17 protein-coding genes are annotated in these 24,214 nt (G+C 56.3%); 6 read left to right on the top strand and 11 right to left on the bottom strand.

Annotated features, from left to right (window positions below; translation table 11 throughout):
• Positions 1–215 precede the first annotated feature (215 nt).
• Entirely contained in the window at positions 216–1,259 is a 1,044-nt protein-coding gene (locus tag AB1805_10415) for a GGDEF domain-containing protein (protein MEW5745832.1), read from the top strand.
• 47 nt (positions 1,260–1,306) lie between these two features.
• On the opposite strand, the gene AB1805_10410 is transcribed toward AB1805_10415, so the two are convergent.
• From AB1805_10410 to AB1805_10395, 4 genes are all read right to left on the bottom strand, one after another.
• Positions 1,307–3,130, bottom strand: a complete 1,824-nt coding sequence (locus AB1805_10410; protein MEW5745831.1) for an EAL domain-containing protein — start codon at positions 3,128–3,130, stop codon at positions 1,307–1,309.
• Between the two features lie 56 nt (positions 3,131–3,186).
• On the bottom strand, positions 3,187–4,032 hold the full coding sequence (locus AB1805_10405) for a restriction endonuclease (GenBank protein MEW5745830.1): 846 nt from the start codon (positions 4,030–4,032) through the stop codon (positions 3,187–3,189).
• Between the two features lie 86 nt (positions 4,033–4,118).
• Complete coding sequence (locus tag AB1805_10400; protein MEW5745829.1) at positions 4,119–4,994, bottom strand: hypothetical protein; 876 nt, start codon at positions 4,992–4,994, stop codon at positions 4,119–4,121.
• 196 nt (positions 4,995–5,190) lie between these two features.
• Positions 5,191–6,771 carry an ABC transporter substrate-binding protein gene (locus AB1805_10395; GenBank protein ID MEW5745828.1) on the bottom strand — a complete coding sequence of 527 codons (1,581 nt, stop codon included), beginning with the start codon at positions 6,769–6,771 and terminating at the stop codon, positions 5,191–5,193.
• Positions 6,772–7,043: 272 nt separating this feature from the next.
• On the opposite strand from AB1805_10395, the gene AB1805_10390 reads away from it, so the two are divergent.
• Positions 7,044–8,681 carry a methyl-accepting chemotaxis protein gene (locus AB1805_10390; protein MEW5745827.1) on the top strand — a complete coding sequence of 546 codons (1,638 nt, stop codon included), beginning with the start codon at positions 7,044–7,046 and terminating at the stop codon, positions 8,679–8,681.
• Between the two features lie 91 nt (positions 8,682–8,772).
• On the opposite strand, the gene AB1805_10385 is transcribed toward AB1805_10390, so the two are convergent.
• From AB1805_10385 to AB1805_10355, 7 genes are read right to left on the bottom strand one after another with little or no spacing between them, the layout of a single operon-like run.
• Entirely contained in the window at positions 8,773–9,960 is a 1,188-nt protein-coding gene (locus AB1805_10385; protein ID MEW5745826.1) for a hypothetical protein, read from the bottom strand.
• Positions 9,953–11,008, bottom strand: coding sequence for an AI-2E family transporter (locus AB1805_10380; protein MEW5745825.1), 1,056 nt, complete (start codon positions 11,006–11,008; stop codon positions 9,953–9,955). Before AB1805_10380 ends, AB1805_10385 begins: the two co-directional genes overlap by 8 nt.
• Entirely contained in the window at positions 10,960–11,745 is a 786-nt protein-coding gene (locus AB1805_10375; GenBank protein ID MEW5745824.1) for a gamma-glutamyl-gamma-aminobutyrate hydrolase family protein, read from the bottom strand. Before AB1805_10375 ends, AB1805_10380 begins: the two co-directional genes overlap by 49 nt.
• The gene (locus tag AB1805_10370) at positions 11,742–13,304 is read right to left on the bottom strand and encodes a D-aminoacylase (GenBank protein ID MEW5745823.1); all 1,563 of its coding nucleotides are present in this window, start codon (positions 13,302–13,304) and stop codon (positions 11,742–11,744) included. Before AB1805_10370 ends, AB1805_10375 begins: the two co-directional genes overlap by 4 nt.
• A 9-nt stretch (positions 13,305–13,313) precedes the next feature.
• The gene (locus AB1805_10365) at positions 13,314–13,925 is read right to left on the bottom strand and encodes an energy-coupling factor transporter transmembrane component T (protein MEW5745822.1); all 612 of its coding nucleotides are present in this window, start codon (positions 13,923–13,925) and stop codon (positions 13,314–13,316) included.
• 4 nt (positions 13,926–13,929) lie between these two features.
• Positions 13,930–15,291 (bottom strand): N-acetylmuramoyl-L-alanine amidase, encoded by a 1,362-nt coding sequence (locus AB1805_10360; GenBank protein MEW5745821.1) that lies wholly within the window; start codon positions 15,289–15,291, stop codon positions 13,930–13,932.
• Between the two features lie 20 nt (positions 15,292–15,311).
• Entirely contained in the window at positions 15,312–15,536 is a 225-nt protein-coding gene (locus tag AB1805_10355; protein MEW5745820.1) for a NifU family protein, read from the bottom strand.
• A 329-nt stretch (positions 15,537–15,865) separates the two neighbouring features.
• Here AB1805_10355 and AB1805_10350 point away from each other — a divergent pair, with 329 nt between their 5' ends.
• The 4 genes from AB1805_10350 to AB1805_10335 all read left to right on the top strand — a co-directional run.
• The gene (locus AB1805_10350; GenBank protein MEW5745819.1) at positions 15,866–16,654 is read left to right on the top strand and encodes a helix-turn-helix domain-containing protein; all 789 of its coding nucleotides are present in this window, start codon (positions 15,866–15,868) and stop codon (positions 16,652–16,654) included.
• 299 nt (positions 16,655–16,953) lie between these two features.
• Positions 16,954–23,511, top strand: coding sequence for an FG-GAP-like repeat-containing protein (locus tag AB1805_10345; protein ID MEW5745818.1), 6,558 nt, complete (start codon positions 16,954–16,956; stop codon positions 23,509–23,511).
• On the top strand, positions 23,480–23,875 hold the full coding sequence (locus tag AB1805_10340) for a hypothetical protein (protein ID MEW5745817.1): 396 nt from the start codon (positions 23,480–23,482) through the stop codon (positions 23,873–23,875). Before AB1805_10345 ends, AB1805_10340 begins: the two co-directional genes overlap by 32 nt.
• A 206-nt stretch (positions 23,876–24,081) precedes the next feature.
• A partial coding sequence (locus AB1805_10335) for a transposase (protein MEW5745816.1) occupies positions 24,082–24,214 on the top strand: 133 nt, incomplete at its 3' end.

The following is a 24,214-nucleotide window of genomic DNA, read 5'->3' as shown; positions in this document are numbered from 1 at the left end:
AGAACGGCTCAAAAGGAGCGGTAAAAAAGACCTGCCCGGAAATCTTTTCCCCTTATGCGGCCCCGCTCTCCTGATCCTCCGTGCCACAATGCGGCTCTTCTCGCTGTTTTTTTCCAGTTTTTCCGCAATAGATCGTTAGGGGCGCTTGCCCTTATTAGTCTGGCGTAATATTTGCATAATAACTGACGCCAGTTCAAAGCAAGGAGGTTCTTGAAATGGTATACACGCTGAAGCGAGCGATCAATAGTGTGGTCACCCTCTACGAGATCATGCAGAGGACGGCGCGGGGTGTCGACTACCGGACCCTTAATGCCCATATCCTGAAGATCAACGAGCTCCAAGATATCAACGATATTTTATATGAAGTCTCGACTTGCCTCAAAACGATCCTGAACACCGAGCTCTTCGGGTTTGCCGTGAAGAACGACGATGCCCTCGAGGTATGGATCGATCCGCGGGCCTATAAAGGCCACTTCATCGAGATCATCCAGAAAGACTTCAACTGTCAATCAGTTGACGCTTTCCACTATTTCGACAACAAAAACCTCCTCGGAAGTCGGAATACTGACGATATTATCAGCAATGTCCACTCGTACAAGGTTTCGGACAAGGATTACATAGCCCGGCTCTATGTACTCCCGAGGAAGAAGCTGCTTTCGCACCATGCGGAGATCATCAACATCATCATCGAGACCGTAAGAATCGTCCTCGACAACGCCTTCACGATCAAGAAGCTCGAGAATGCCGCATCGATAGATCCCCTCACCAACTGCTTCAACCGGCGCGCCCTCGGCGGCTGCCTCGACCACGATATCGCGGTGGCCCAGCGCTACGGCGGCGATCTCTCGGTGATCATGTTCGATATCGACCATTTCAAGAGGATCAACGACACCTACGGACACCAGGCAGGCGATGGGGTACTGCGGGAGCTCTCCCGCATGGTGCTCTCCTCCATACGGAAAAGCGACTATCTCTCCCGGTACGGCGGCGAGGAGTTCGTGCTGGTGCTGCCCAACACCAAGCTCCGGTTCGCCGCCGAGCTGGCCGAGCGGCTCAGGCTCAAGATCCAGGCCAGCCCGGTCGCCTCGGCCGAACAGCCGATTGCGGTTACCGCGAGCTTCGGGGTCGCGGCGCTCGGAAAGGCTGCGGACAGGAACCTCCTCCTGAGCGAGGCCGACACCATGCTCTACCGGGCAAAGGCATCGGGACGGAACACCGTCTGCTTTGAAGAGAAGGTCACTGCGGATAACGCGGCATAGCCGTTTTCGCCGGCTCTGCCTCTACGGTCAAGGGGGGCCCGGTGCGGCTACCGGTGCAGCTGCATCAGCTCTTCGAACTCTTCCGCAGGAACAGGTCTGCTGAAAAGATATCCCTGTATTTCATCACAAAAGCTCGAATGGAGGAAGGAGAGCTGCTCTCCTGTCTCGACCCCTTCGGCAACCACGTTGAGGCGAAGCTTGCGCCCCATTGCGATCACTGCGTTGACGATCGCCTTGTAATCGGGATCGTTCGAGAGTCCGCTGATGAACGACTTGTCGATCTTGATCTTCTGGATCGGAAGCTTCTTGAGGTAGCTCAATGACGAATAGCCCGTGCCGAAGTCGTCGATAGAGAGCCTCACGCCCATTTCGTTCAGCCGGGAAAGGCTGGGGATGGTAAGCTCTATGTTCTGCATGGCGATGCTCTCGGTGATCTCGAGCTCGAGCGACTCGGGGCTCAACCCGGTCTCCTTGAGCACCCGGGAGACCATCTCGACCAGGTTGGGCTGCTGGAACTGGCGGGCCGAGAGGTTGACCGTCACCACGATCGGCGGGTATCCTGCCTCGTGCCAGGCCTTGGTCTGGCTGCAGGCGGTCCGGAGCACCCACTCGTCCATGGGGATGATGAACCCCGTCTCCTCGGCAAGGGGGATGAACTGCATCGGGTTGAGCAGTCCTGCCTCGGGGTGCTTCCAGCGCACCAGGGCCTCGGCGCAGACGATCTGGCGCGACGCGATATCCACCTGCGGCTGGTAGTAGACCGCCAGCTCTCCCCGCTTCAACGTCTGGCGCAGGCTGTTCTCGAGGATCATCCGCTCCAGCGCCCTTATATCGATTACGGGATTATAGAACTGGTAGTTGTTCCTCCCCTGCGCCTTGGCGTGGTACATGGCGATGTCGGCGTTCTTGAGGAGCGTCTCCGCGTACTCGCTGTCGTAAGGATACATGCTGATGCCGATGCTCATGGTGAGGTGGAACTCCTGCCCGTTGACCGAGAAGGGGCTCTGGAAGGCCTCGATGATATGCTCCGCTATGCGGGAGACCTCATCAACGTGGGAGATGTCGCGGAGGAGAATGATGAACTCGTCGCCGCCGATGCGGGCGAAGATGTCCCTGTCCCGGAGGTGGGCCCTGAGCCTGCCGGCGACATCCTTCAGCACCTGGTCCCCTGCGGCATACCCGAGCGAGTCGTTGATATTCTTGAACCGGTCGAGGTCGAGAAAGAGCGCGGCCAGCTGCTGGGTATCGAGCTGCGCCTGGGCAAGGGCGAGATTGAGGTGGTCCATGAAGAGCATCCGGTTCGGCAGCCCCGTGAGAAAATCGTACGAGGCCTGGCGCCTGATCGCCTCTTTCATCTTCATGCGCTCGGTGATATCGCGGGCAAACCCGAGGATCGCCTCCACCGTGCCGGCAGGGTCCCTTACCGGCACCAGCTTGGTCTCGATATAGACATCCCTGTTGCGGTAGGAGAAGCCGTCTTCGACCGAGACGGATTCGCCGCTCTCGAAGACCTGCTGGAGATCGATACTCTGGAACTCCCGGGCTTCGAGCGGGAAGAGGTCCCGCAGGGGTCTGCCGACCAGCCCCTCTTTGGCATAGCCGAAGAACCGCGAGGCATACTCGTTGACGTACTTGATCAGGCCGTCCCTGCCGATGACGAAGATGACATCCTGCGCGAGCTCGACGAGGAGGCGGTAATAGTGCTCACCCTCCCTGACCGCTTCCCCAGCCCTCTTGAGCTCATCGATCGTGGTCTCGAGCGCAGCGACACGCTCGCCCATGGCCGCAAGCCTCTCCAGGCATTCCTGTTCCCGTCCCTGCTGCTCTTCTGTCGGCTTCCGCATATCGGTCCCCCGGAAAAAGTTCTTCATTGAGCAGCCCCTATTTTATACGGCGGAGGCAATTTTGTAAATCACGAGCTCAGCCCCTAAAAGCAGGGGCAGAGCTCGTCGGCCTGCTTCTTGATCAGGCGGGCGGTGCGGGGATCGAGACCGCTCTTCACCACGAACGACTGCTCGTCCATGTCCGCGACCTCCTGGGCGAGAATGATATCCTGGTGGAACAGGGACGCCAGCGCATCCTGCCTCACCGCAGGGATGACATTGATAGGGTAGAGCCGCTGCTCCTCGATCATCCGCTCCAGGCTTCCCGATGCAGGGTATCTCCAGCTCACGATCTTCAGCCCGACGCACTCGGCGTACTTTATCGCATCGGTCGTGCAGCGGGTATTGGTCGCGAGCCATCCCTTGCGGACCATGCCGTTCTCCCCGTGCCGCAGCTCATGGGCCTTCTTGATGTCGGCGAAGCGCGAATGGACATAGAGGGCCACCTTGACGTCTGTCGGCTTTCCGCCGTTGTTGTGATACTTGCACTCGATGAAGGCGATCTCGTCTCCCTTCGCCGCCACCACGTCGACCTCGTGGGCCACGCAATAGCCCTCGATAATACGGCTCACCTCGGTGCGGTAGCCGTGCGCCGCAAGCACGCGGGCGAAGTACTTCTCGAAGGGATAGCCCGAAGGCCCGAGCGAGGCGATCGCCCGTTTGAGGGAATAGCGCATGCTCGAGGGGCTGCTGTACTGCCGCAAAAGGCGTTTGGCGAGGCCGTATATCTTTCTGGTGTGCATCCCGGGAGTGATCCGTGCCTCTATCTCGCCGGCGATCTTCCCCGCCGTGTCAGGGGAAGCCCCGGAGCGGATCAGGGAGTCGATGAGCTTCTGCAGGTCGAACGCTTCCGGTCTTCCCGAAGCCTTGATGATCGTCGTCGCCGCCATTGGAGGGAATTGTACCTTATCCGGGGTGGTTCTGGAAACAGCGGGAGCCCCGCGGCTGCGACTAACGCTTCGGGCTGCTCGATCACCTACGCCTCCACGGCCCCCTCGGCAAACAGCTCTCTCCTGATCTCGTTGCCGCTCTTGTCCCGGTACACGAGCTCACCGGTGTCCAGCTCGTATTCCGGGATGCCGGGATCCTGCCAGCGCTCGACGAAATACTGGTAGAGCGGGCTGTAGAGACCGCCGGGTTTGGGATCGTGCCTGAAGACATATTCAGGCATCTGCTGCACGTCGAGGCCCGTATGGTAGTGGCGCACGTACGCGTAATCGCCGAGGATCGCCAGCTTCAGGAGCGGCGTATCGCGATAGAGCTTGAGCTTGATATTCTTCTGGAGTCCTTTCAATCCTTTGAGGAACTCGATGCTCTTGAGGATCTGCTCCCTGAACCCTTCCTGCGTGATCTGCGGGTCCTGTATGCTCTTGGCCCGGGCGCTCGCCCCCTCGCCCCGGGGATCGAGGAGCATGATCTTCGCTTCGCGGCAGTGCTGCACCACATGGTGCAGGTCGCCCTCAGGCTCCACGAAGGTGCGGAAGCCGGTCGATCCTATGACCATGACGTTCCTTCCCGGCCCCTGCTTTCTCTTCATCCGCTTCAGCCGTGTCCGGCCAACGATGTTGCGGGCAGAGGAGACGAAGAACAGCCCGGCGCTCTTCGCCATGCCCGAACGCTTCCTGTCCTTCCAGCTCCTCCCGAGGTAGTTGAGCAGGATGATCAGCGTGACGGCTACGGCGAGCTCGAGCGAGACGAGAAAGATCTTTCCGTTCTCGATAAACGCCCAGTAGACCAGAACATTCTCGGCAGCAGCCCTGACCAGGGAGGGGAGCGAGAGCGCCGCAGCCGCGCTTACCACGATAATCGCTACATGGAAAAAGATATGTCCCAGGTTTTTGATAATACCCATGAGCAGGTAATCCTCCTTTTCAGAAATTCCGGGCGGCAACAGGCCGGATAGCAATAGAATGGATACGGTATGCGCGAAGGCGATCGGTATTTTTGAAAGTATACCGTTACACCATTAAGAAATGATTAACGGGAGATTAAAAATTGTTAATGGCCGGTGCGGGGCTCTGCGTGCAGAGCCGTAAAGGACAGGGGTCTTACCTCCTCAGCGCGATCTCCGTCCCTTTGTCCATACTGGTGATCGGGTAGACCTCGAGCCCCTCGACCCAGGGCTGCTTGACGAGGATATCGTTCCGGTGCCAGAACGGCACCCACGGCGCGTCCTCGACAATCATCGACTCGGCCTCCCGGTAGTACCTGCTCCGCTCCCTCTCGTCGAACGAGTACTGCCCCTTCTCGATCAGCGCATCGACGGTCTTATTGACATATCTCGTCCTGTTCCCTGCCGACCCGAGATTCGAGGAGTGGAACAGCGGGAAGAGAAAGTTTTCGGCGTCGGGGTAATCGGCCCACCAGCTGAGCCAGAAGAGGTGCGGTTCACCCCTGTTGATCGCCTCTTTATAGGCGCTCCATTCGAGCTGCCTTATCTGCACACTGATGCCCGCGGCGAGCAGATAGGACTGAACGATCTCGGCAAGGTCCACGACCTCCTGGTCGGCGGTAATATACATGGTCACGCGGACTCCTGCCCGGCCTTCCTGCTCGATGACCGCACGGGCCGCTGCCGGATCGTAGGGATGAACGCCCTCCGGAGAAAGGCTCCACTTCCTGAGGAGATCGGGGACCGGGCCTGCAGCGGGCCGTCCTCGCTTCTCGAAAAACGTTTCGAGGATCTTGTTCCTGTCTATGGCGGCGGCAACCGCTTTCCTGAGCCTCTTGTTATCGAAGGGCGGCTTCGCTGTGTTGAGGCCCAGGTAGTAGGTATTGACACCCTGGAGAGCGATGATATGACTGCTCCACCGCTCATCGGCCCTGAACCTCCCATACGCCGAGCCGGGGAGAGAGAGCACGTCGAGCGAGCCGAGCTCGAATTCGGTGATCGCCGTCAGATCTTCGGGAATGATCTTGCAGACAATGCCCTTCACCTTTGCCGGCCGGTCGAAGTACCGCTCGTTCCTCTGGAGCACGACCTCGCGGTTGGGCAGCCACCGTTCCAGCACAAAAGGGCCGGTGCCCATGACATGGCTCGAAAAATCGGAGCCCCATCGCTCCACCTCCTCCCTCGGCACTACGTAGGCGGCGCTCATGGTGAGCATGCCGAGAAAGGGGGCGAAAGGCCGCTCGAGCGTTATTTCGAAAGTATACGCATCACGCACCCTGAATCCCGCTACCGTATCCGCCTTACGGTCCATGAACGCTTTCGCCCCTCTGACCTTTTCGAGCACCCAGGTATTCGGAGACTTCGTCCGCGGGTCGAGGATCCGCTCGAAGGAGTACTTGAAATCTTCGGCCCGGACCTCCCGTCCGTTGGCGAAGGCTACCCCCTTCCTGATGAAGAAGCGGTAGCTCCTGCCGTCCTTCGAGAGTTCCCAGCGTTCGGCGATGTCGGGCGCAACCGAAAGGTCTTCGTTCAATCTGACCAGCCCGTTGAAGAGCTTCGCCGCGAGAGAGGCGCCCTGCACATCGACGATCAGCGCGGGATCGAGGGTGGTGGGATTGAAATTCAGGCGGTAATACGCGTAGTCATCGAGCCGCGGAGAGGGAGAACAGGAAAAAAGCGCCGCGATGACGGGCAGGAGAATACATGCAATAAACAGGTGCCTGCACAATGTAGCCACGCGCATTCCTTATGATAGCACGGCCAGGCGCCTTTTCGGGCGGGGCCGGGCTCAGCGATGAGGGGGAGGAGGGCGCGTCCTGCTGAATGGTGTCAATAGAATAAGAAATCCGTCGATAATCATAATTATAAGGGGTTACGCATTTCTGTATGGGCTGGAGCGCATACCCGTGTGGTGTCTCATCCTTCGGCAGAGGGCTACACCTGCCGATCAGGGAGCTCACCGGCAAACAAAAGCGTAAGGGGGGGCATTACCTATCGGGAGGGTTTCATATGAGGCTCTTGAGTCAGCTGAAAGTAAAGCACCGCTTGAGTATCCTTGTCGCCATCGCGCTGACAGGAGCAGTGGTGATCGCCGCCGCATCCCTCACAACGCTGAGAAACAGAATGATCGAAGAGAAGTCCCTCAAGACAAAGCATATCGTCGAAACGGCCTACGGAGTGCTCCAGCACTTTCACGACCTTGCCAAGCAGGGGAGGCTCCCCGACGAGGACGCGCGGAAGGCGGCCCTGGCCGCCGTGAAGGACCTGCGCTATGACGGGAAGGAGTATTTCTGGATCAACGATATGGGTCCGACGATGATCATGCATCCTTACAAGCCCGAGCTGGACGGCAAGGACATGTCGGATTTCAAGGACCCCGAAGGCACGCGGCTCTTCGTCGAGTTCGTGGCGGTGGTGAAAAAAGAGGGAGCAGGATTTGTCCGCTATCTCTGGCCGAAGCCGAACTTCAAGGACCCCGTCGCCAAGATATCCTATGTGAAGGGATTCGAGCCCTGGGGATGGGTCATCGGCTCGGGCATCTATATCGACGATGTCAACGCGGCCTTTATGCGTGATGCAATGAAACTCGCCGGTATCATCATCGTCTGCATGGCGCTCATGATACTAGCCAGCCGGCTCGTGGTGCGGAGCATTACCCGGCCGCTGTCGGATATCGTGGACAAGGTAGAACAGGTGGCGGCAGGCAACTTAAGGACCTCCCTGGATATCCGGAACAGCGACGAGATAGGAGTGCTCGCCCAGAGCGTCAACAAGATGATCCGGTCGCTCAACACGGTCATCACTGCTATTCTCAATGCCGCGAACACCGTGGTGACCACCGTCGATGCCTTGCGGCTGCGGGCCGACAGGACGGCAGAAGGCTCGAAGGAGCAGTCCGCTCAGGCGGCGCAGATCGCTACCGCTGCAGAAGAGATGAGCCAGACCATCACCGACATCGCGAAGAACGCATCCATCGCCTCCGAAATGTCCGGCGAGGCCATGACCACGGCGGAGAGCGGCAAGGGAGTGGCCGACGGAGCGGTGGCGACCGTCAACAAAGTATATACGTCAACGATAGAGCTGGCGTCGATGGTCGAGAAGCTCAATAACCGGGCCGGAGAGATCGGCGATATTGTCACGGTCATCACCGACATCGCGGACCAGACCAACCTCCTCGCACTGAACGCCGCCATCGAGGCGGCGCGGGCGGGAGAGCAGGGGAGAGGATTTGCGGTGGTCGCCGACGAGGTGCGTAAGCTTGCAGAGCGCACCATCAAGGCGACTGCCGAAATATCGGAGAAGATCCACGCCGTGCAGGCGGAATCGTCGCAGACGGCCCGGTCGATGTCCGAGGCCTCGGGAGACGTGACCAAGGCGACCGAGTACATCCGGCAGGTCGGCGGCTCGTTGAACCATATTGTCGATTCGGTGCAGCGGGTCCGCGACCAGATCACCCAGATCGCCACCGCCGTCGATGAGCAGTCGGCGGCGTCGGAAGAGGTCGCGCATAATATAGAAAAAACCTCGTCCGTCGCAAAGGAGATGGAGCAGATGTCGAACGAGGTAATGCATTCGGTAGCCGATCTCCTGACGATCGCCGAGGGCCTCCGGAAAACGGTAAGCGGATTCGTTACCGACAAGGAGTAGCGCATCATCAGGCGCACTGCGGTTCCGCGCTGCAACAAGGGAGGGACACTTCCCCTCTTTCCCGGCGAGCCCCGGGCGTTGTGAGCCGCCCCTAATATCTCAGGAACGCCCCTATGCCGCCGGCTTCGAGGAGCCGCGTGCTCTCGCTGACGATCTCGACGGTCGCCCCCTGCTGCAGCGCCATCTCGCCCGCGTGCTCGGCAACCGATGCGAGCGCCTTCATCGGCCCCTGGCAGGAGAGGCAGCGGTCAACGCGTTCCGCGCTCACGAAGTCGCACGTCCCGCAGGCATACCCCGCTGCCCGCAGGTCTTTGAGCATGACGAGCTTCATCACCTTGCGCTCCCTGAGCGCCTCGAGCACGGCCTCGAGCCCGGCGACCGCCTGCTGCCCTTTCGACGCCTGGGTGACGAGCCTCTCGACGGTCCGCTCTTCCTCACGCCTTTCGTAGTCGGCCACCAGCGCCTCGGCGTCGCGCAGCACCTCGTCGGGAGCGGCGAACATCGTCGCCCTCATGGTGCCGATGATCTTCTCCTGCGCCGTCTGGTGGAGCATGCTCCGGAAGGCCTGGGTGGCCTCGTCGGAGCCGCCGACGATCAAGCGGTTGATACGCTCCCGCTCCAGGAACGTGTTCAGCTTCTCGAGGACATCCTTGAGATGGAGCTTGACGTGTTCGGCAATGTGCCGCTCCCTATGATGCTCCCGGTACCCCGTAACCCCCAGCCTGCTCTTGCCGGTATGCGCCATGTGCGGCGTAACCGCGATCTGCGCGAGCGCGAAATCGCCCTCGGCCTTATGCTTGCCCGGCACCCCGCCGGTATGCACCTCCTCGTACTCGACGATCTCGCCGAGGTGCATGACGAAGAGCCGCGCATCCTCTTTCTCGACCAGCGCCACCGCGTACCGCTCGTAATTGTCGAGCGCTTCGAGCAGAGGCTTGGTGTAGGGCATGGTGTCGATGACGATTTCGTTCCGCACGGGTACGGCGAGGTGGTAGACCCTCCAGAAATCGCGGGGCGCCGAGCTGATGATCGCGAGCCCCTTCCTGAAGAGCTGCCGGTGCGACGCCACATACTCCTTGATCCTGCCGATATCGTCCCGCACCTTCCGGTAGACCTGCTTGTCGAGGGTCTCCGCCGCTTCCTTCATCATATTCTTGAAATGGATATCGTAGTCCCCGCCCCGGTTCAGCAGGGGGTCCACATTGAGATACATGCTCACGAAATGGTGCTCTCCGCCCTCTATGGAAGCGATCTCCCTCACCTCTCCCCTGTCAAGCATGATACCCTCCTTCCAGGTTTCTGAAAATTCCGATGACCGAGAAAAACAGCGCCAGTACCAGCGGCCCCAGGATAAGCCCGATGAGCCCGAAGAGCTGAATCCCTCCCAGAACGGCGAAGAAGATGACGAGCACCGGCATATGCATGCGCGCGCCGATGAGAATGGGCCGCAGGACGTTGTCCACCATGCTTATGCCGAAAACGCCGATGAGCAGAAGAATGAATCCTTTCACGATCGAGCCCTGAATGAAAAAGAAGAGGGTGATGGCCCCCCATACGGCAAAGGTGCCGAGGAGCGGAATGAACGAGGCGATGGCGGTAGTGAATCCCCACAGGGCCGGGGAGTGCGTCCCGAGCGCCGCATAGGCGATGCCGGCGATGAGCCCCTGCACGATGGCCACGACGACGCCGCCGTAAATGGTCGAGACCACGATATCCCTGATCTGTGCGGCGAGCCTGTTCTTCTGCTCTTCCGAAAAGGGCATGAAGTTGCGCCCTTTGTGCAAGAAGTCGGCGCCGTCCCTGATGAAAAAGAAGATGGCAAAGGACATGAAGACGAAGTCCATCACTACCCCGGCGATGCTCCCCAGGCCGCCGGGAATGACATCGACGAACCTCTTGCCCAGCGCCGCAAGAGTATCGTTGACCGCCTTCCTCAGCTCCGCTTCCGAGAGCGGGGCGCCGAAGACCGTCGCAACCCTGTCGATCACGTAGCGGACCACCGGGTGGCGGAGGATGACCTCTGTCGATCCCAGGGTCCCGGTATCGATGCGGCTCGTCAGGGCCTGGACCTCGGCCACCAGCAGATAGGTGATGTACGAGACGGGACCTATTATGATAAGGAGAATGACGAGCAGCACGATGAGCGCGGCGAGGGACTTCCACCTGATAGAGCGGAGCAGATAGAGATACACCGGATAAAAGACTATCGCGAGAACGATGGCCCAGAGGATCGGAGCGAGGAACGGCGCAAGGATCAGATAGCTGAGATATCCCAGGATCAGGACGAGGGCGAGCAGTGTGATGAACGTGAACCGGTTGGTGGACATTCCCCTTCCTTCTGGCAGTTTCGTATGAACCCGTCGAATAGCGCTACTAAAAGCTTATCACAACTCCCGGCCTTTAACAAAAGGCCCTCCTCGCCGGGAAGAGCGGGAGGAAGCCCCTCATTGCCGCGCTCGGGATGCCACTGGACGCCCACCAGAAAGGGGTGCTCTTTTTTATAAAAGCCTTCGATCAGCCCGTCAGCCGAGAGGGCGAACACCTCCAGCCCGTCACCGATATCTTTCACCGCCTGGTGATGATAGGAGTTGACGGCAAACTCTTCGCCGGAAGCGATTCCGCCGAAGGGGCTGGCGATAAGTATCCGGTGGAGCGTCCGCTGGTGGCGATACGCGCGCTCTTCCTGGAGGGCGATGTCCTGGTAGAGCGTTCCGCCGAAGGCGACATTGATGAGCTGCATGCCGTAGCAGATGCCCAGCACCGGCTTGCCCCTCCGCACCATTTCGTGGAGGAGGGCGATCTCGAATTCGCTCCGCTCCCGCGGCGCCTCCTTCAGGCACTCCGGCGGGACCGAGAGCGTCTCGCCGTACCATTCAGGCGCAAGATCGTCCCCTCCGGGGATGAGCAGGCCGTCGACGATAGCGGCCAGCAGCGGAGGAGTCTGAGGAGAGGGGACCAGGATGACCGGGAGCCCGCCCGCCTTCTCGACCGCCGTGCAGTAGTTCCGCCGCAGCGAGTAGAGCTCGTCATCGATGCCGGCGGTTATGCCGATCACCGGCCTCACGAAAGCACCCTTCCCGGCCGGGCCCCGGTCATGCGGCCCTCGTGCACCACCGGCTCGCCATTGACGAAGACATGGATAACTCCCTCCGGAAGCTGGTAAGGACTGCCGAAGGTTGCCGTATCTTTCATGCTGTGATAATCGAATACGGCGAGGTCGGCATAATATCCCTCCTTGACGAGACCCCGCTCACTCAGGCCGAAGGTCGCTGCCGGGAGCGCGGTGATCCTCCTGATCGCTTCGGGCAGCCCCATGACCCCCTCGTCCCTCACATACTTCCCGAGGAACCGCGGGAAGCTGCCGAAGCCGCGCGGATGGGGCATGCCGATGCGGGTAGGCCCCGAGAGACTGCGCACCGAGCTGTCGGAACCTATCATGGTATAGGGCAGGGAGAGGAAACGCTTCAGATTGTCTTCGTTCATCGAGAAGAAGATAGCCCCTGTCCGTACCCGCTCCTCGATGAGTATCGAGAAGAGCGCATCGACCACGGGCATACCCCTTTTGGCGGCGACCGCGAAAAGGCTCTCGCCCTCCATCCAGCGATGTTCGGGCCTCACCGTTGACGAGACGAAGACGCTTTTCCAATAGGCGTCATCCTTGCCGCTCAGCTCCGCTTTTATCCGTGCGGCGGTCCCGGGATCGGCCAATCGTTTCAGCTCTTCTTCGACGCCGCCCTCGTATACCCAGGCCGGCAGCACCGTGTCGAGATCCGTGCTCGCGGCGATATAGGGATACCGGTCGCAGGTGAGCGCGAGCCCTCTCCCCCTCGCCTCTTCCATGCGCCGGATAGCAGCGCCGATCTTGCCCCAGTTCCGCTCACCCGAGGTCTTCACATGGGAAATGTGCACCCGGATGCCTGCCTCGCTCCCGATGCGGATCACCTCGTCGATCGACTCGACGAGCCGGTCTCCCTCGCTCCTCATATGCGACGCATAAATGCCGTGCCCTGCAACCGTCCGGGAGAGCTCGATCAGCTCTTCCGTGCCTGCATAGACGCCCGGGGGATAGATGAGCCCCGTCGAGAGCCCCTTTGCGCCGTCACGCACCGCTTCCGAAAGGAGTCTTTTCATAGCGGCCAGAGCACGTTCGTCGGGGGCTTCATCACGGTAGCCCATGACCGACGCCCTGATAGTGCCGTGGCCGCAGAGGGTGGCGAAGTTCAGCGCAATGCCCCTCTGTTCTAACAATACGAAATATTCGCGAAAGGTCGACCACCGCTCTTTGATGCCGACCTCCTCGAGGTCGGCGGTCCTCCGCTCGAGGGCCGCTCCGTAGAGCGGGGCCGCGGAAAGACCGCAGTTGCCGTTGATCTCGGTCGTGACTCCCTGGCTGATCTTTCCCTCTGCCCTGCCGTCGGCGAGAAGGGTGAATTCGGAATGCGCATGCGTATCGATGAACCCCGGGGCGACCACCGCGCCCTGCGCATCGATGACCGTGCGGGCATCGGCGTCACCGCTGCCGATAGAGGCGATGCGGTCACCCTTGATGCCGACTGCGGCGCTCCGCGGCTCGGCGCCGCTGCCGTCGACGAGCAGACCGTTCGTTATGAGATAGTCGAACATGCGCTCACCTTAACTCTTCCCCTCTTCGCTCTGCACAAAAAAGCTTTCCGGGTTCCGCATGCTCTCGATGAAGAGGGGCACGAGGAACGATACCATGATCCGCAGTTTCTCCCTGAAGGTGACGGCATGCTTTCCCGCGACCCGCTCCCGGTACAGTCCGGAAAGCCTCTCCTTGAGCACCGGGAAGCACTGCAGGGTGAGCGTCACAACGAGAAAGAATTCGTGGACCGGCACCCCCAGGCGCTCGAGCGGACGGAGAAACCTGCCGAGCGAGGCGAGCATCGTTTCGAGCGGCAGCAGGGTGGTAAGGACCTTGGCCGCGAAGATCAGATCGAATACGCGCAGCGTCCGTACCGCAGCCAGCCGCACTCCTTCATCGGTGATGAGCAGCGGCCCCACGGCAGCGAGCACCCTTCCCGACTGGTAGAAAAGGTTGCTCACAAAAGTGAAAACCAGGAAGAGCGTTATGGGGACGATGCCGCTCCGCACCCGCCGAAAGGGAATGAACAAGAGCGAGCAGGCTGCGAGCGCAGCGATTGCGAGATGAAGGTCCAGCCTCTCGATAAGAAAAAGACCTGCGGCGAAGCAGGAATACGCCAGGAGAACGATCCCGGAAGGCAACGGCTTACCTGGTGCGGCGGGTATAGCTGACCGGCTTCGCCTTCGGAGCCGGGCTCTTCCGGGGCGCCTTCCGGTAGGCGGCCACCTTCTGCTGCGGCGCCTGGTTGAAATAGGCGCGTATTCCTGCCACGAGGGAGTGGGCGAGATGCATCCGGTAGTCCTCGTCTGCGAGCATCCGCTCTTCATCGGGATTGCTGATAAAGGAGACCTCGGCCAGCGCCGAGGACATCTTTGCCCCGACCAGCACATAGAAGAGCGCCGACTTCACGCCGAGGTCGTGGATCGCGGGGTATTGGGGCCTCATCTGCGTTATCAGCGAATGGTGGATATATCCGGCGAGCTTCAGAGAGTCGTCTCTCTTTTTGTCGCGGTCGAGCGAGGCGAGGATGAGCTCCGTATCGCTCTGGGCCTTCTTCATCTCTTTTATCGATATGGCGTTTTCGCGGGCAGCGACCCTTACCGCCTCTTCGTCGTCGGTCCAGTTGAGGAAATAGGTCTCGATGCCCCGCGCCTGCCGGTTCGGGCTCGCATTGGCGTGGATCGAGAGGAAGAAATCGGCATTGTTCCTGTTGGCGACGGCAGCCCGCTGGGGCAGGGGAATGAAGATGTCGGTTTCGCGGGTGAGGACCACATCGAACTGGGGATGATCCCGCTTCATAATGCTCCTGACCTTGAGGGCGATATCCAGCACCACATCCTTTTCATAGAGTCCCGACGGCCCTACAGCGCCGGGATCGTGCCCGCCGTGGCCGGGATCGACCACGATCCGCCGTTTCATGAACCGCGCCTCGGTGTTGGGATCGGGCTTCCTCTCCGGCCTGGCTTCCGGCTTTGACTCGGGCTTGCCGCCCGGCCTCTTCTGCTCCAGGAGCTCGGGCCGAAGCTCCTGTTTCGCGTCAGGCTTCTTCTCCGGCGCAGTCTTGGATGAAATATCGATGACCAGGCGGGGGGGATCCTCGAGATGGATGACCTTGTAGTCGTACGTGCTCACCTCAAGATCGAAGACGATGCGGGCCGTATCGGCGTTGAACTGTCCTATCCTCACCGATTTTATGATCGGGCTGTCGGCAGCGAAACTCTTCTGCATCTCCCTTGCCACGCGGGCGTTCTTCAGGTCGAAGAAGAGGCGCTCGGGATCGGAGAGGCTTCCCCGGGTGAATTCTACCGGCGCCGAGAGATCGATCACAATGCGCGTATAATCGGCGGTCGACCAATGCCGCACGCCCTTCACGTCAACGATAGTGTCAGCGCCGGCGGCGGGAACGAGGAGGAGAGAGGCGAGCACCCAGAGACCGTAGAAGACGGACCGGAGCGCAGCCGCAGCACGGTCCCTCGCGCACGCCGTTCCGGCTCCTGGTATCTTCATTATCGTTCCCGTGCTCCTTATCATACGGCCTGAACAGCCTTGACGTCCGGTATCTCCTTTTTCATCGTGGTTTCCACCCAGTTCTTTAATGTCAGCGCCGACATCGGGCAGGTGCCGCAGGCGCCCTTCAATTTGACATATACTATATCGTTTTTAACGTCCACCAGCTCGATATCTCCTCCCTCGGACTTGAGACCGGGCCTGACCTTGTCGAGGACCTCTTCGACCTTTTCGCGCGTTATCATCTCGTGGCTCCTTTCGCCGCTGCAACTGTTTGAATTGCAGAGGATTACACCTTCCCCTTAATCATAGCGGATGGTCGGCAATTTATCAAGCGTAGAGCGGCATCGCAGAAGATGGCAGAATGGCAGCGTGTAACTGAACAGGGGTAACGTGCTGCTGACAGGCAAGGGTGCGTTATGGTATAAAGAGATATTATCATTAAAACATGCTTTACAATTACCTTGGTCGTAAAGAGGGGGGCTTTGGGAAAAGGTGATTGCGCATTACACCGGATACGGCAACGTTCCTCCTTATCATCCCTCCTCTTTTCGTACGCTCACAGGAAAAACGTATGAGAAATATCAGTAAAAAAGCCAAGAGTATTCTGATCATCGATGTCTGTAAAAGCACACGGGATGCGCTCATTAAGGATATCGGAAACGCTTACCCTCTCCTTGTTGCAACAACTGCCCGTGAAGGCATCGGCCTGCTCTCCGAAGAGGTCGCCGTCGTTATCCTCGACCTCGCGCTCCCCGATGCATACGGTATCGCGGTGCTGAGGCGGATAAAAGAGACCCATCCCTCGGTTCCGGTTATCATTACCGCCGCTTACGAGACAGAGGAGACCATTATCGCTGCCTTCAGGGCCGGAGCGCGGGATTACATAAAAAAGCCGCTCGATCCTGACGAAGTGCTCAATAAGATAAGTGTCCTTGCCGGCATGCTCTCCGACGCTGGAGGGCGCAGGCATATGATGCTGGGCTCTGAATCCGGGCCGAGGCCTCGTCATGGTGAGATCCCATCTTGCATCATCGAAGGCATCCTGAGAGTGAAAGCTTACATAGAGAAAAACTATGCACTGCCGTTGACCCTTTCCGAAGCATGCAGGATATCCTTGTTGAACCGGAGCTATTTTTGCGCTTATTTCAAACGCATTACCGGCCATTCCTTCAAGAGCTATCACCATTTCGTCAGAATCCGAAAGGCCATCGAGCTTATGGAAAAGGCCGACCGCACTGTTTCCGAGATAGCGGGCATGATCGGCTATGAAAATGCAAGCTACTTTTCAGCCACCTTCAAGAAAGAGACCGGGATAACGCCGAAGCACTATATACTTGGCGCCCAGCGGGCCTACAAATGAAGTTGTAGCTATGGGTACCTCCCCATTTCCTTTTTGTTCTAAAAAGGGAGAATCCCTCACCGTGTCTTAAGGGAAAGGCAAAATGAGGTTACGATACCCTTCTGCAAGAGATCACAACGTCAAAATTGACGGATCGTAATTTTTACGAAATTGATAATATTTTTTACGATTTTGAAAGCAAAGCTCCCCCTTCGCGTGATAAGCTGAATGACAGCTGAGAAAGTAGCCGTTCCGTCGGCTGCACAGAAGCATGCTGTTGTAATGTGGAAAGCGCGAGATCATACATGTGGGGGGCGTGCATGCGATTACAACGTTTTGCTTTCATCTGTCTCGTCCTGACTTTTCTTAGTATTCCATTCTATGATGCTTCTGCCCAGGAGGTCATTGTTGCCTCGGGTGTGAAGGTAACCGATCCGACCAATACCGGTGCTGCGAGAGCAAGCATTCCTGTCGAGATCCCTCCGGGGAGAGGCGGGATCGCCCCCAATCTGGTGCTGAGATACAACTCGAATGCACCGAACAGTTGGCTCGGTGTGGGCTGGGACCTCGAAATGGGAGTGATACAGCGATCCACAAAGCGAGGAATAAACTATAGCGGCAATGAGTTCATATTCGAAAAAGATGATTCTTCTGCCGAGCTGGTACCGAGAAGCGAGTGGGGAGCCAATTACTACGGCGCTAAGATAGAGGGGGCATTCTCAAAATTCTATTTCAATCCAACGACAGGCGGCTGGGTGGTCACTACCAAGGACGGCACGAAATACTTCTATGGCTCTACGGCAGCATCACGGCAGGATAGTGCTTCTGGAGTGTTCAAATGGTGCCTCGATGAGGTGCGCGATAGTAACGGCAACCAGATGACTTTAACCTACTGGAAGGACTCGGGCAATGGAGAGATATATCTTCAAAGGATAGACTACACAGGCAATGTTAAGGGATTGAGCCCCACCAATTATGTCACTTTTACTCTTGAGAGCAGGACGGATGCTCCTCTGATGTATACCACCAATGCACCGGTGAGAACAGCGTACCGGCTGAAGAATATAAGCGTGTATAACAAGATAGGTACTACAGATACCCTGGTGCGGAAATATATGCTCAACTACAGTTATAGCCCCACTACCTACCGCTCCATACTGACCTCGATTACGCAATACGGCAGCGACGGGGTAAGTGCATTGCCGACACTACAGTTCGGATGGCAGGCGGGGAGAAATAGTTGGACGGCGATGAGCGGCATCGGCAATTTTGGAACAAACCAGAGCTTTACCAATGATACTACCCATCCGATCCTTGCCGGGGATTTTAACGGCGACGGAAGAACCGATGTGGGCCGTGTCACCGCTACCGGTATAACGATATATCTGGCCGATGGCAACGGTGGCTGGAGCGGAACATTCATCCTGAGTTATTTTGGTGCAGGCAGCTACAGCGATGGAAACAAGTACCCGATAGTCGTCGGGGATTTCAACGGCGACGGCAAGGCCGATATAGGCAGGGTATATGATAATGGGATTTCTTTTTACCTCTCCGATGGCACAGGAGGCTGGACCCCGATGAGCAGCATAGGGGACTTCGGTCCCGGCCAGGGATACTCTGACGCAAACAAGCACCCTATATTTACCGGCGACTTCAACGATGATGGAAAGATCGATGCAGGGAGAGTCTATAGCGATAGAGTGGCTGTCTATCTCAGCACAGGGACTGGATGGAGCGGACCATATAACCTGTATGATTTCGGCGCAAACAGCTATCCTGACGGCAACTACAAGTATCCAATGGTGATCGGAGATTTCAACGGTGATGGAAAGACTGATGTTGGAAGGGTCCATAGCGGCGGAGTAGCTTTCTATCTATCAGATGGGAATGGAAACTGGGCCTCAATAAACGGTATAAATAGCGATTTTAGTCCTGGACAGGGGTATTCGGATGCGAATACTTACCCGTTGGTCATTGGAGACTTTAACGGCGACGGCAGGACCGATGTGGGACGGGTTCATGGGAGCGGAGTGCGCGTCTATTTATCGAGCGGCAGCGGCGGATGGACCATGATCAATGACTTGGCGGACTTCAGCCCGGCTCAGGGATATGGCTATAATGGTGTGTTCCCTATCTTCGCAGGGGACTTCAACGGGGACGGCAGGACCGACATCGGCCGTGTGCATGGCAATGGTGTGGGTTTCTATTTATCGAACGGCGGGGGATGGATCTCTCCCTTGGCGTATATTAACGGCGACTTCAGTCCATCCCAGAACTATTCGGATGGTAATGCGTATCCCCTGTACGTCGGGGATTTCAACGGCGACGGCAGGATGGATATGGGGCGGGTGCATGGCAGCGGCGTCTCATTCTATCGGGTCTCCTCGTACCAGTCCGATCCTCCCGCCGACCTCGTATCCGGCATCAAGAACGGCATGGGCGGCACTACTACTATTTCCTATGCGCCGTCGTCAGCCTATGCTAACGAACTGCTTCCCTTTATCGTTCAGACCGTCTCTTCGGTATCGGTCAATGACGGCAGGGGCAATATCTCCACCACGAATTATTCCTACGCATACGGATTTTACCATCAGGGGGAGAGAGAGTTCAGGGGTTTTGAGTATGTGAAGACAAAAGCGCCGTCAGGAGCCACTACCGAGACCTGGTTCAAAACCGACGATACCGTGCTCAAAGGATTGCCGTACTCCCAGGTCGTCAAGAATGCAGCAGGACTCATCTCGACAAGGACGCTTAATAACTATCTGTGGAACAGCGTTTATACCGGAGCGGCATTCCCGTATCTCGATCACAAGGACGACTACATATGTGACGGAGCAACCAGCAGTGAGCAGGATATGGCGCTCTGTAAACACGTAGCCACTGATTTCGAGTACGATGCGTATGGGAATATAACAAGGGAGCAGTTCTGGGGTGATGTGAATGTTGATGGTGACGGAAGAGACGTCCATACCAGCTATGAGCCATATGATACGGCAAACTGGCTCGTAAGCCTGCCCAAAACCACCTACACTCAGAGCAATGGAATAATGAAGGCGCAGACCTGGTTCGAGTACTATCCCGGAACCGGGAATCTCCACTATAAGAGATTTTGGTTATCGGGAGAGATCAATCCTTCTATTACCTATGGCTACGACAATTACGGCAACCAGACATCGATAACGGATGCCAAGGGATATATTACGATCATAGGGTATGACAGTTCGACGCTCACCTATCCCGCTGCAACGACCAACCACCTGGGCCATGTGACGACCGCCGCCTATGACTACCGATTCGGTAAGCCGCGCACAAAGACCGATGCCAACGGCAATACGACTACCTATACCTATGATGTATTTGGCAGACTCATCAAGGTGATCAATCCAGGAGATGAGGCGTCTGCATATGGAACGGTAACCTACTCCTATGAAGATTCGGGTGTCGTCGGGGATCAGAGGGTAACAAAGATTTCAGCAGAGGTGAGCAGTTCGATCTCGTCGATCATATGTCCGGCCGGCGGTGTGTATAACTCGTCTGCAGGTCGGTGCGAGGCTCCGGCAATCACAAATTACCAATGCTCAACGACGGGACAAACTTACAGCGATTCCGGTGTTTGCAATAACACGTGCAATCAAACAGCTAGCTGCAGCTATACAACTGCTAAGATAGCATATACTGGTGCATCGAGAAATATCTCCGGGTATGCAGGTTTCAATATGGATATAACGGCGATTTTCTTGGTTACCGACGACGTAGGATATATCGGTTGTTATTTTGCTCAAAGTTGGGACACTCTTTTACCTCATGAGCGAACCACCATCCCTCAAAGATACGGATTTACCAATGGACAAATAGTCACTTACATAAATGGTTGGTATTATGGCTACAACTTCTGCGGGGGTGACTATGGAGCACAGTACTCGCTGCTTATCCATAATTGCTCCTCGGGTTACCAGCTGATAAATGGATATTGCGATAATGGTATATCTCCATATCAGTTATATCACTGCCCCCTCTACAGCGGCTCTGCCTGCTCAGGTAGTCCCTCTACCTGTTCGGCCCCTCAGCCATGCGATCCCGTCATTTCCTGTCCTGCCGGATACGATGCGAATAACGGCGTCTGCGTTGCCAGTCCCCTCGTTCCCGAGAATTACATCTGGAATGAAACTTATTTCGACGGCCTCGGCAGGGTCATAAAGACGAGGGCTGAGGGGCCTGACAGCAAGATCATTACCAGGGACACGGTTTATAACCAGAAGGGGCAGGTAGATCGCACATCGGTGTCTTACTTTGAAGGACGTGAGACAGCACGCTGGACCCTTTTCAAGCATGACGACTTCGGGAGAATTCTCGACATCACCAATCCCGATAATACGGTCGTCTCGACGCGCTATAACCAGGGCAGGACAACGTTCATTGATGCCAATAACCATGTGAGAGTGGAGGAAAAGGATGCCCAGGGCAGGCTCGTCAAAGTGGAAGAGTACACCGGCGTCTACCCAAATCAAGCCCTCTATGCCACAACGGCCTACGTGTACGATGTACTAAGCAACCTTACAAACGTCATCGATGCCTATGGGAACGAGACTGTCATCACCTATGACACCCTTTCCCGCAAAAGATCGATGACCGATCCCGATATGGGCTCTTGGGTATACAATTACGATCCTAACGGAAATCTCAGCTATCAGAAGGATGCCAGGGGCAAAGAGATCACTTTTACTTACGATGAGCTGAACAGGATCAAGCTCAAGCATTACGTGTGCACCGTCTGCACCGGCATAAAAGACGTCGAGTACAGATATGATGAGACCTTCTCGACTAACTTCAAGGGAAGGCTTACCACTGTTATCGACATCTCGGGCACGGAGAAATACTTCTATGATCCTCTGGGACGGGTAAAAAGGACGATAAAGAACGTCGACGGCAAAGATTATTCTACTGAAGCCGAATATGATCCACTGGGAAGAGAAAAAAGCATCAAGTATCCTGATGCGAGCATAGTGAGTTATAGATACAATACAGGCGGATTTCTCAGTGAGGTCGTTGGCTATGCAATCTATTCAGGCTATAACGCGCTCGGCCAGCCGGGCACTATCAATTACGCCAACGGTGTAAGTACCGATTATGGCTACGAGCTTCTTACAAACAGATTGAGCTCAATCATTACGAAGACCGCTGCCCTGGTCGAGATTCAGAACATTGCCTATAAGTACGACAACGTAGGGAATATCGTAGAAATAACCGATCCTAACGACAGCACGCCGTACGGGACTGTAACCTACGATTACGATAAGATTGGCAATATTACCTACAACTCCCAGATAGGCACGTATGCGTATGCCCTGGATGGAACCCGGCCCCATGCAGTAGTACAAACCGGTGGTAATAGCTACAGTTACGATGCCAACGGCAATATGATAAGCCGTCTGGGGAGGACTTTCACCTATGACCATGACAATAGGCCAACGAGCATGGTCTACAGCGGGGGCACCGTAACCTTTGTTTACGACTATACAGGGCAGAGGGTGAAGAAAGCATCGTCGATTGATCCGAACATCTATATAGGCAGAATCTACCGATGCACGGACACCGCAGGCGCCAACTGCTATAAATACATTTTCGCCGGCAAGGACCGTATTGCCTTTAAAACCCCGGCCAATGACACCCGGTTTTATCATGCTGACCATCTGGGGAGCTCGAATATCATCACCAAGAGCGATGGGACAAAAAGCGAGGAGATGTACTACTATCCTTATGGAGCGACACGGGTGGAATCGGGGACTACGCCGGTAAGGCATAAGTTCACCGGCCAGGAACAGGATGACGAGACAGGACTATACTACTATGGCGCACGCTATTATGATCCCCATATCGGCAGGTTCATCAGTCCCGATGTGATAGTACAGGACCCTTCGGACCCGCAGGTATTCAATCGGTATAGCTATGCGCGGAACAATCCACTTCTTTATACTGATCCCACGGGACAGTTCTTTGGCATTGATGATCTTATTATAGGAGCGGTAATTGGTGGCGCAATTTTCGGAGGAGCGAATGCAGCTATTCAAGGAGGAGATTTTGGTGATATCCTAAGCGGTGCATTCATTGGAGGAGTAACAGGAGGCATAGCAGGCGGTTTCGGCCTGGCTGCTTCGTCTATAGTAACAGCGGCTGGTGCAAGCGCCGCCACAGCAACATTTGTAGGAGGGATAGCAGGTGGTGCGATAGGAGGAGTCATATCATCGGCTGAATCGGGCAAAATAGGTCAGGGTCTGCTTATTGGTGCAATAACCGGTGGCGTGTCGGGATATCTCGGTACGTTAAATTTGGGTGCCGGCTACTTAGGGGATTTTGTACAACTCGGGACTAGCACACTCATCGGTGGCGTTACTTCTGAACTTACAGGCGGTACATTTTCAGAAGGGGCTTATATCGGAGCCATGAGCGCTGCAGTTGCCATCGGGTTAGATAAAGCATTCTCTAGTGAGTCTCAGCCACACTCGGAGACTGAATATAAGCGTGGAGATGCTTTGACTACTATTTCATCTGGAAATGGTCTGGTACAGATGGTAAGCATAGCACCAATAAGTCCAGGAACGAAAGTAAACACTCTGGACTTTTTAATTGGTGGAGGAGTAGTAGGCAAAGCAATTACATTTGGCCATGGTGCTCGTCATTTTGCAGGAACTGGTTTGTCAGAGGCGGCTGTACAGTCTGCAATAAGAGCGCAAATTAGAGCAGCGACTAGGGGAGCAACTGCTACTGGTAGTTTTTGGGGAAGAGTAAAGGTTGGTGGTGTTACAATAGAATATCGTGCATACACACTACCCAGCGGGAGGATTCACGTTGGGACACATTATCCTGTCCCAGGAAAGTAAAGCTATGGTCAGTCAATCTACATACAGGCAACTAACTATTAGAGAAAGAGATATTATTGAGCGTTTGCTGGAGGTTGATTTTCAGGGCAGATGTGAAATTCGTGAACAGCTGAATCATTGTTTAGCAAAGCAAATTGATCAAGATGGAAGTTTAAAGTTCAATATTAAAGCAGATGTAAAAGCAAACGTAAAAAGACGTATTCCTGTTGAAGCTGAGATAGAAGATGAGGATGGAACTATTATTCACATACTTTTACATGTAGTTGATGGGAAACTGGATGAACTGGAATTCTATAAAGAAGACGGTTCACCAATTATTAAAGTACCTGATCCCTCAAAACTACGGCTTCTTCTATTAGATTAAGATGGAACTCATCAAACCGGGATATCAGGAAAAGGGGACTCAGGAAAAGGGGACAGGACTCAGGAAAAGGGGACAGGCTGCTTTTCCGGGGGTGAATAACCATGCCGAGGGTAGATAGAGGATTAGCAGATAAGACACTAAAAAGGGACAGCGACCATTTAAAGATGGAAGGTAAGCATTAGAGAGAGCAAGTCGGAGGGGGGAGGATGCCGAGGATCGCGAGAGCGGTGGCGGTTGGGATACCGCATCATATAACTCAGCGTGGCAACTATCGTCAGATCGTCTTTGAAACTGACGATGACTATAGACAGTATCTGGAGTGGCTGAACTATTACAGCG

It is taken from the genome of Nitrospirota bacterium, from assembly GCA_040752355.1.
Lineage (GTDB): Bacteria > Nitrospirota > Thermodesulfovibrionia > Thermodesulfovibrionales > Dissulfurispiraceae > JBFMCP01.
The sequence above is the reverse complement of the archived record's forward strand: the minus strand, read 5'-3'. Positions and strand labels throughout refer to the sequence as shown.

Bases quoted from the DNA above. Each gene is read 5' to 3' on its own strand.
- AB1805_10415 (MEW5745832.1), top strand. From the start codon at position 216: ATGGTATACACGCTGAAGCGAGCGATCAATAGTGTGGTCACCCTCTAC.
- AB1805_10370 (MEW5745823.1), bottom strand. From the start codon at position 13,304: ATGTTCGACTATCTCATAACGAACGGTCTGCTCGTCGACGGCAGCGGC.
- AB1805_10350 (MEW5745819.1), top strand. From the start codon at position 15,866: ATGAGAAATATCAGTAAAAAAGCCAAGAGTATTCTGATCATCGATGTC.
- AB1805_10355 (MEW5745820.1), bottom strand. From the start codon at position 15,536: ATGATAACGCGCGAAAAGGTCGAAGAGGTCCTCGACAAGGTCAGGCCC.
- AB1805_10390 (MEW5745827.1), top strand. From the start codon at position 7,044: ATGAGGCTCTTGAGTCAGCTGAAAGTAAAGCACCGCTTGAGTATCCTT.
- AB1805_10380 (MEW5745825.1), bottom strand. From the start codon at position 11,008: ATGTCCACCAACCGGTTCACGTTCATCACACTGCTCGCCCTCGTCCTG.
- AB1805_10385 (MEW5745826.1), bottom strand. From the start codon at position 9,960: ATGCTTGACAGGGGAGAGGTGAGGGAGATCGCTTCCATAGAGGGCGGA.
- AB1805_10405 (MEW5745830.1), bottom strand. From the start codon at position 4,032: ATGGCGGCGACGACGATCATCAAGGCTTCGGGAAGACCGGAAGCGTTC.
- AB1805_10410 (MEW5745831.1), bottom strand. From the start codon at position 3,130: ATGAAGAACTTTTTCCGGGGGACCGATATGCGGAAGCCGACAGAAGAG.
- AB1805_10360 (MEW5745821.1), bottom strand. From the start codon at position 15,291: ATGAAGATACCAGGAGCCGGAACGGCGTGCGCGAGGGACCGTGCTGCG.
- AB1805_10400 (MEW5745829.1), bottom strand. From the start codon at position 4,994: ATGGGTATTATCAAAAACCTGGGACATATCTTTTTCCATGTAGCGATT.
- AB1805_10345 (MEW5745818.1), top strand. From the start codon at position 16,954: ATGCGATTACAACGTTTTGCTTTCATCTGTCTCGTCCTGACTTTTCTT.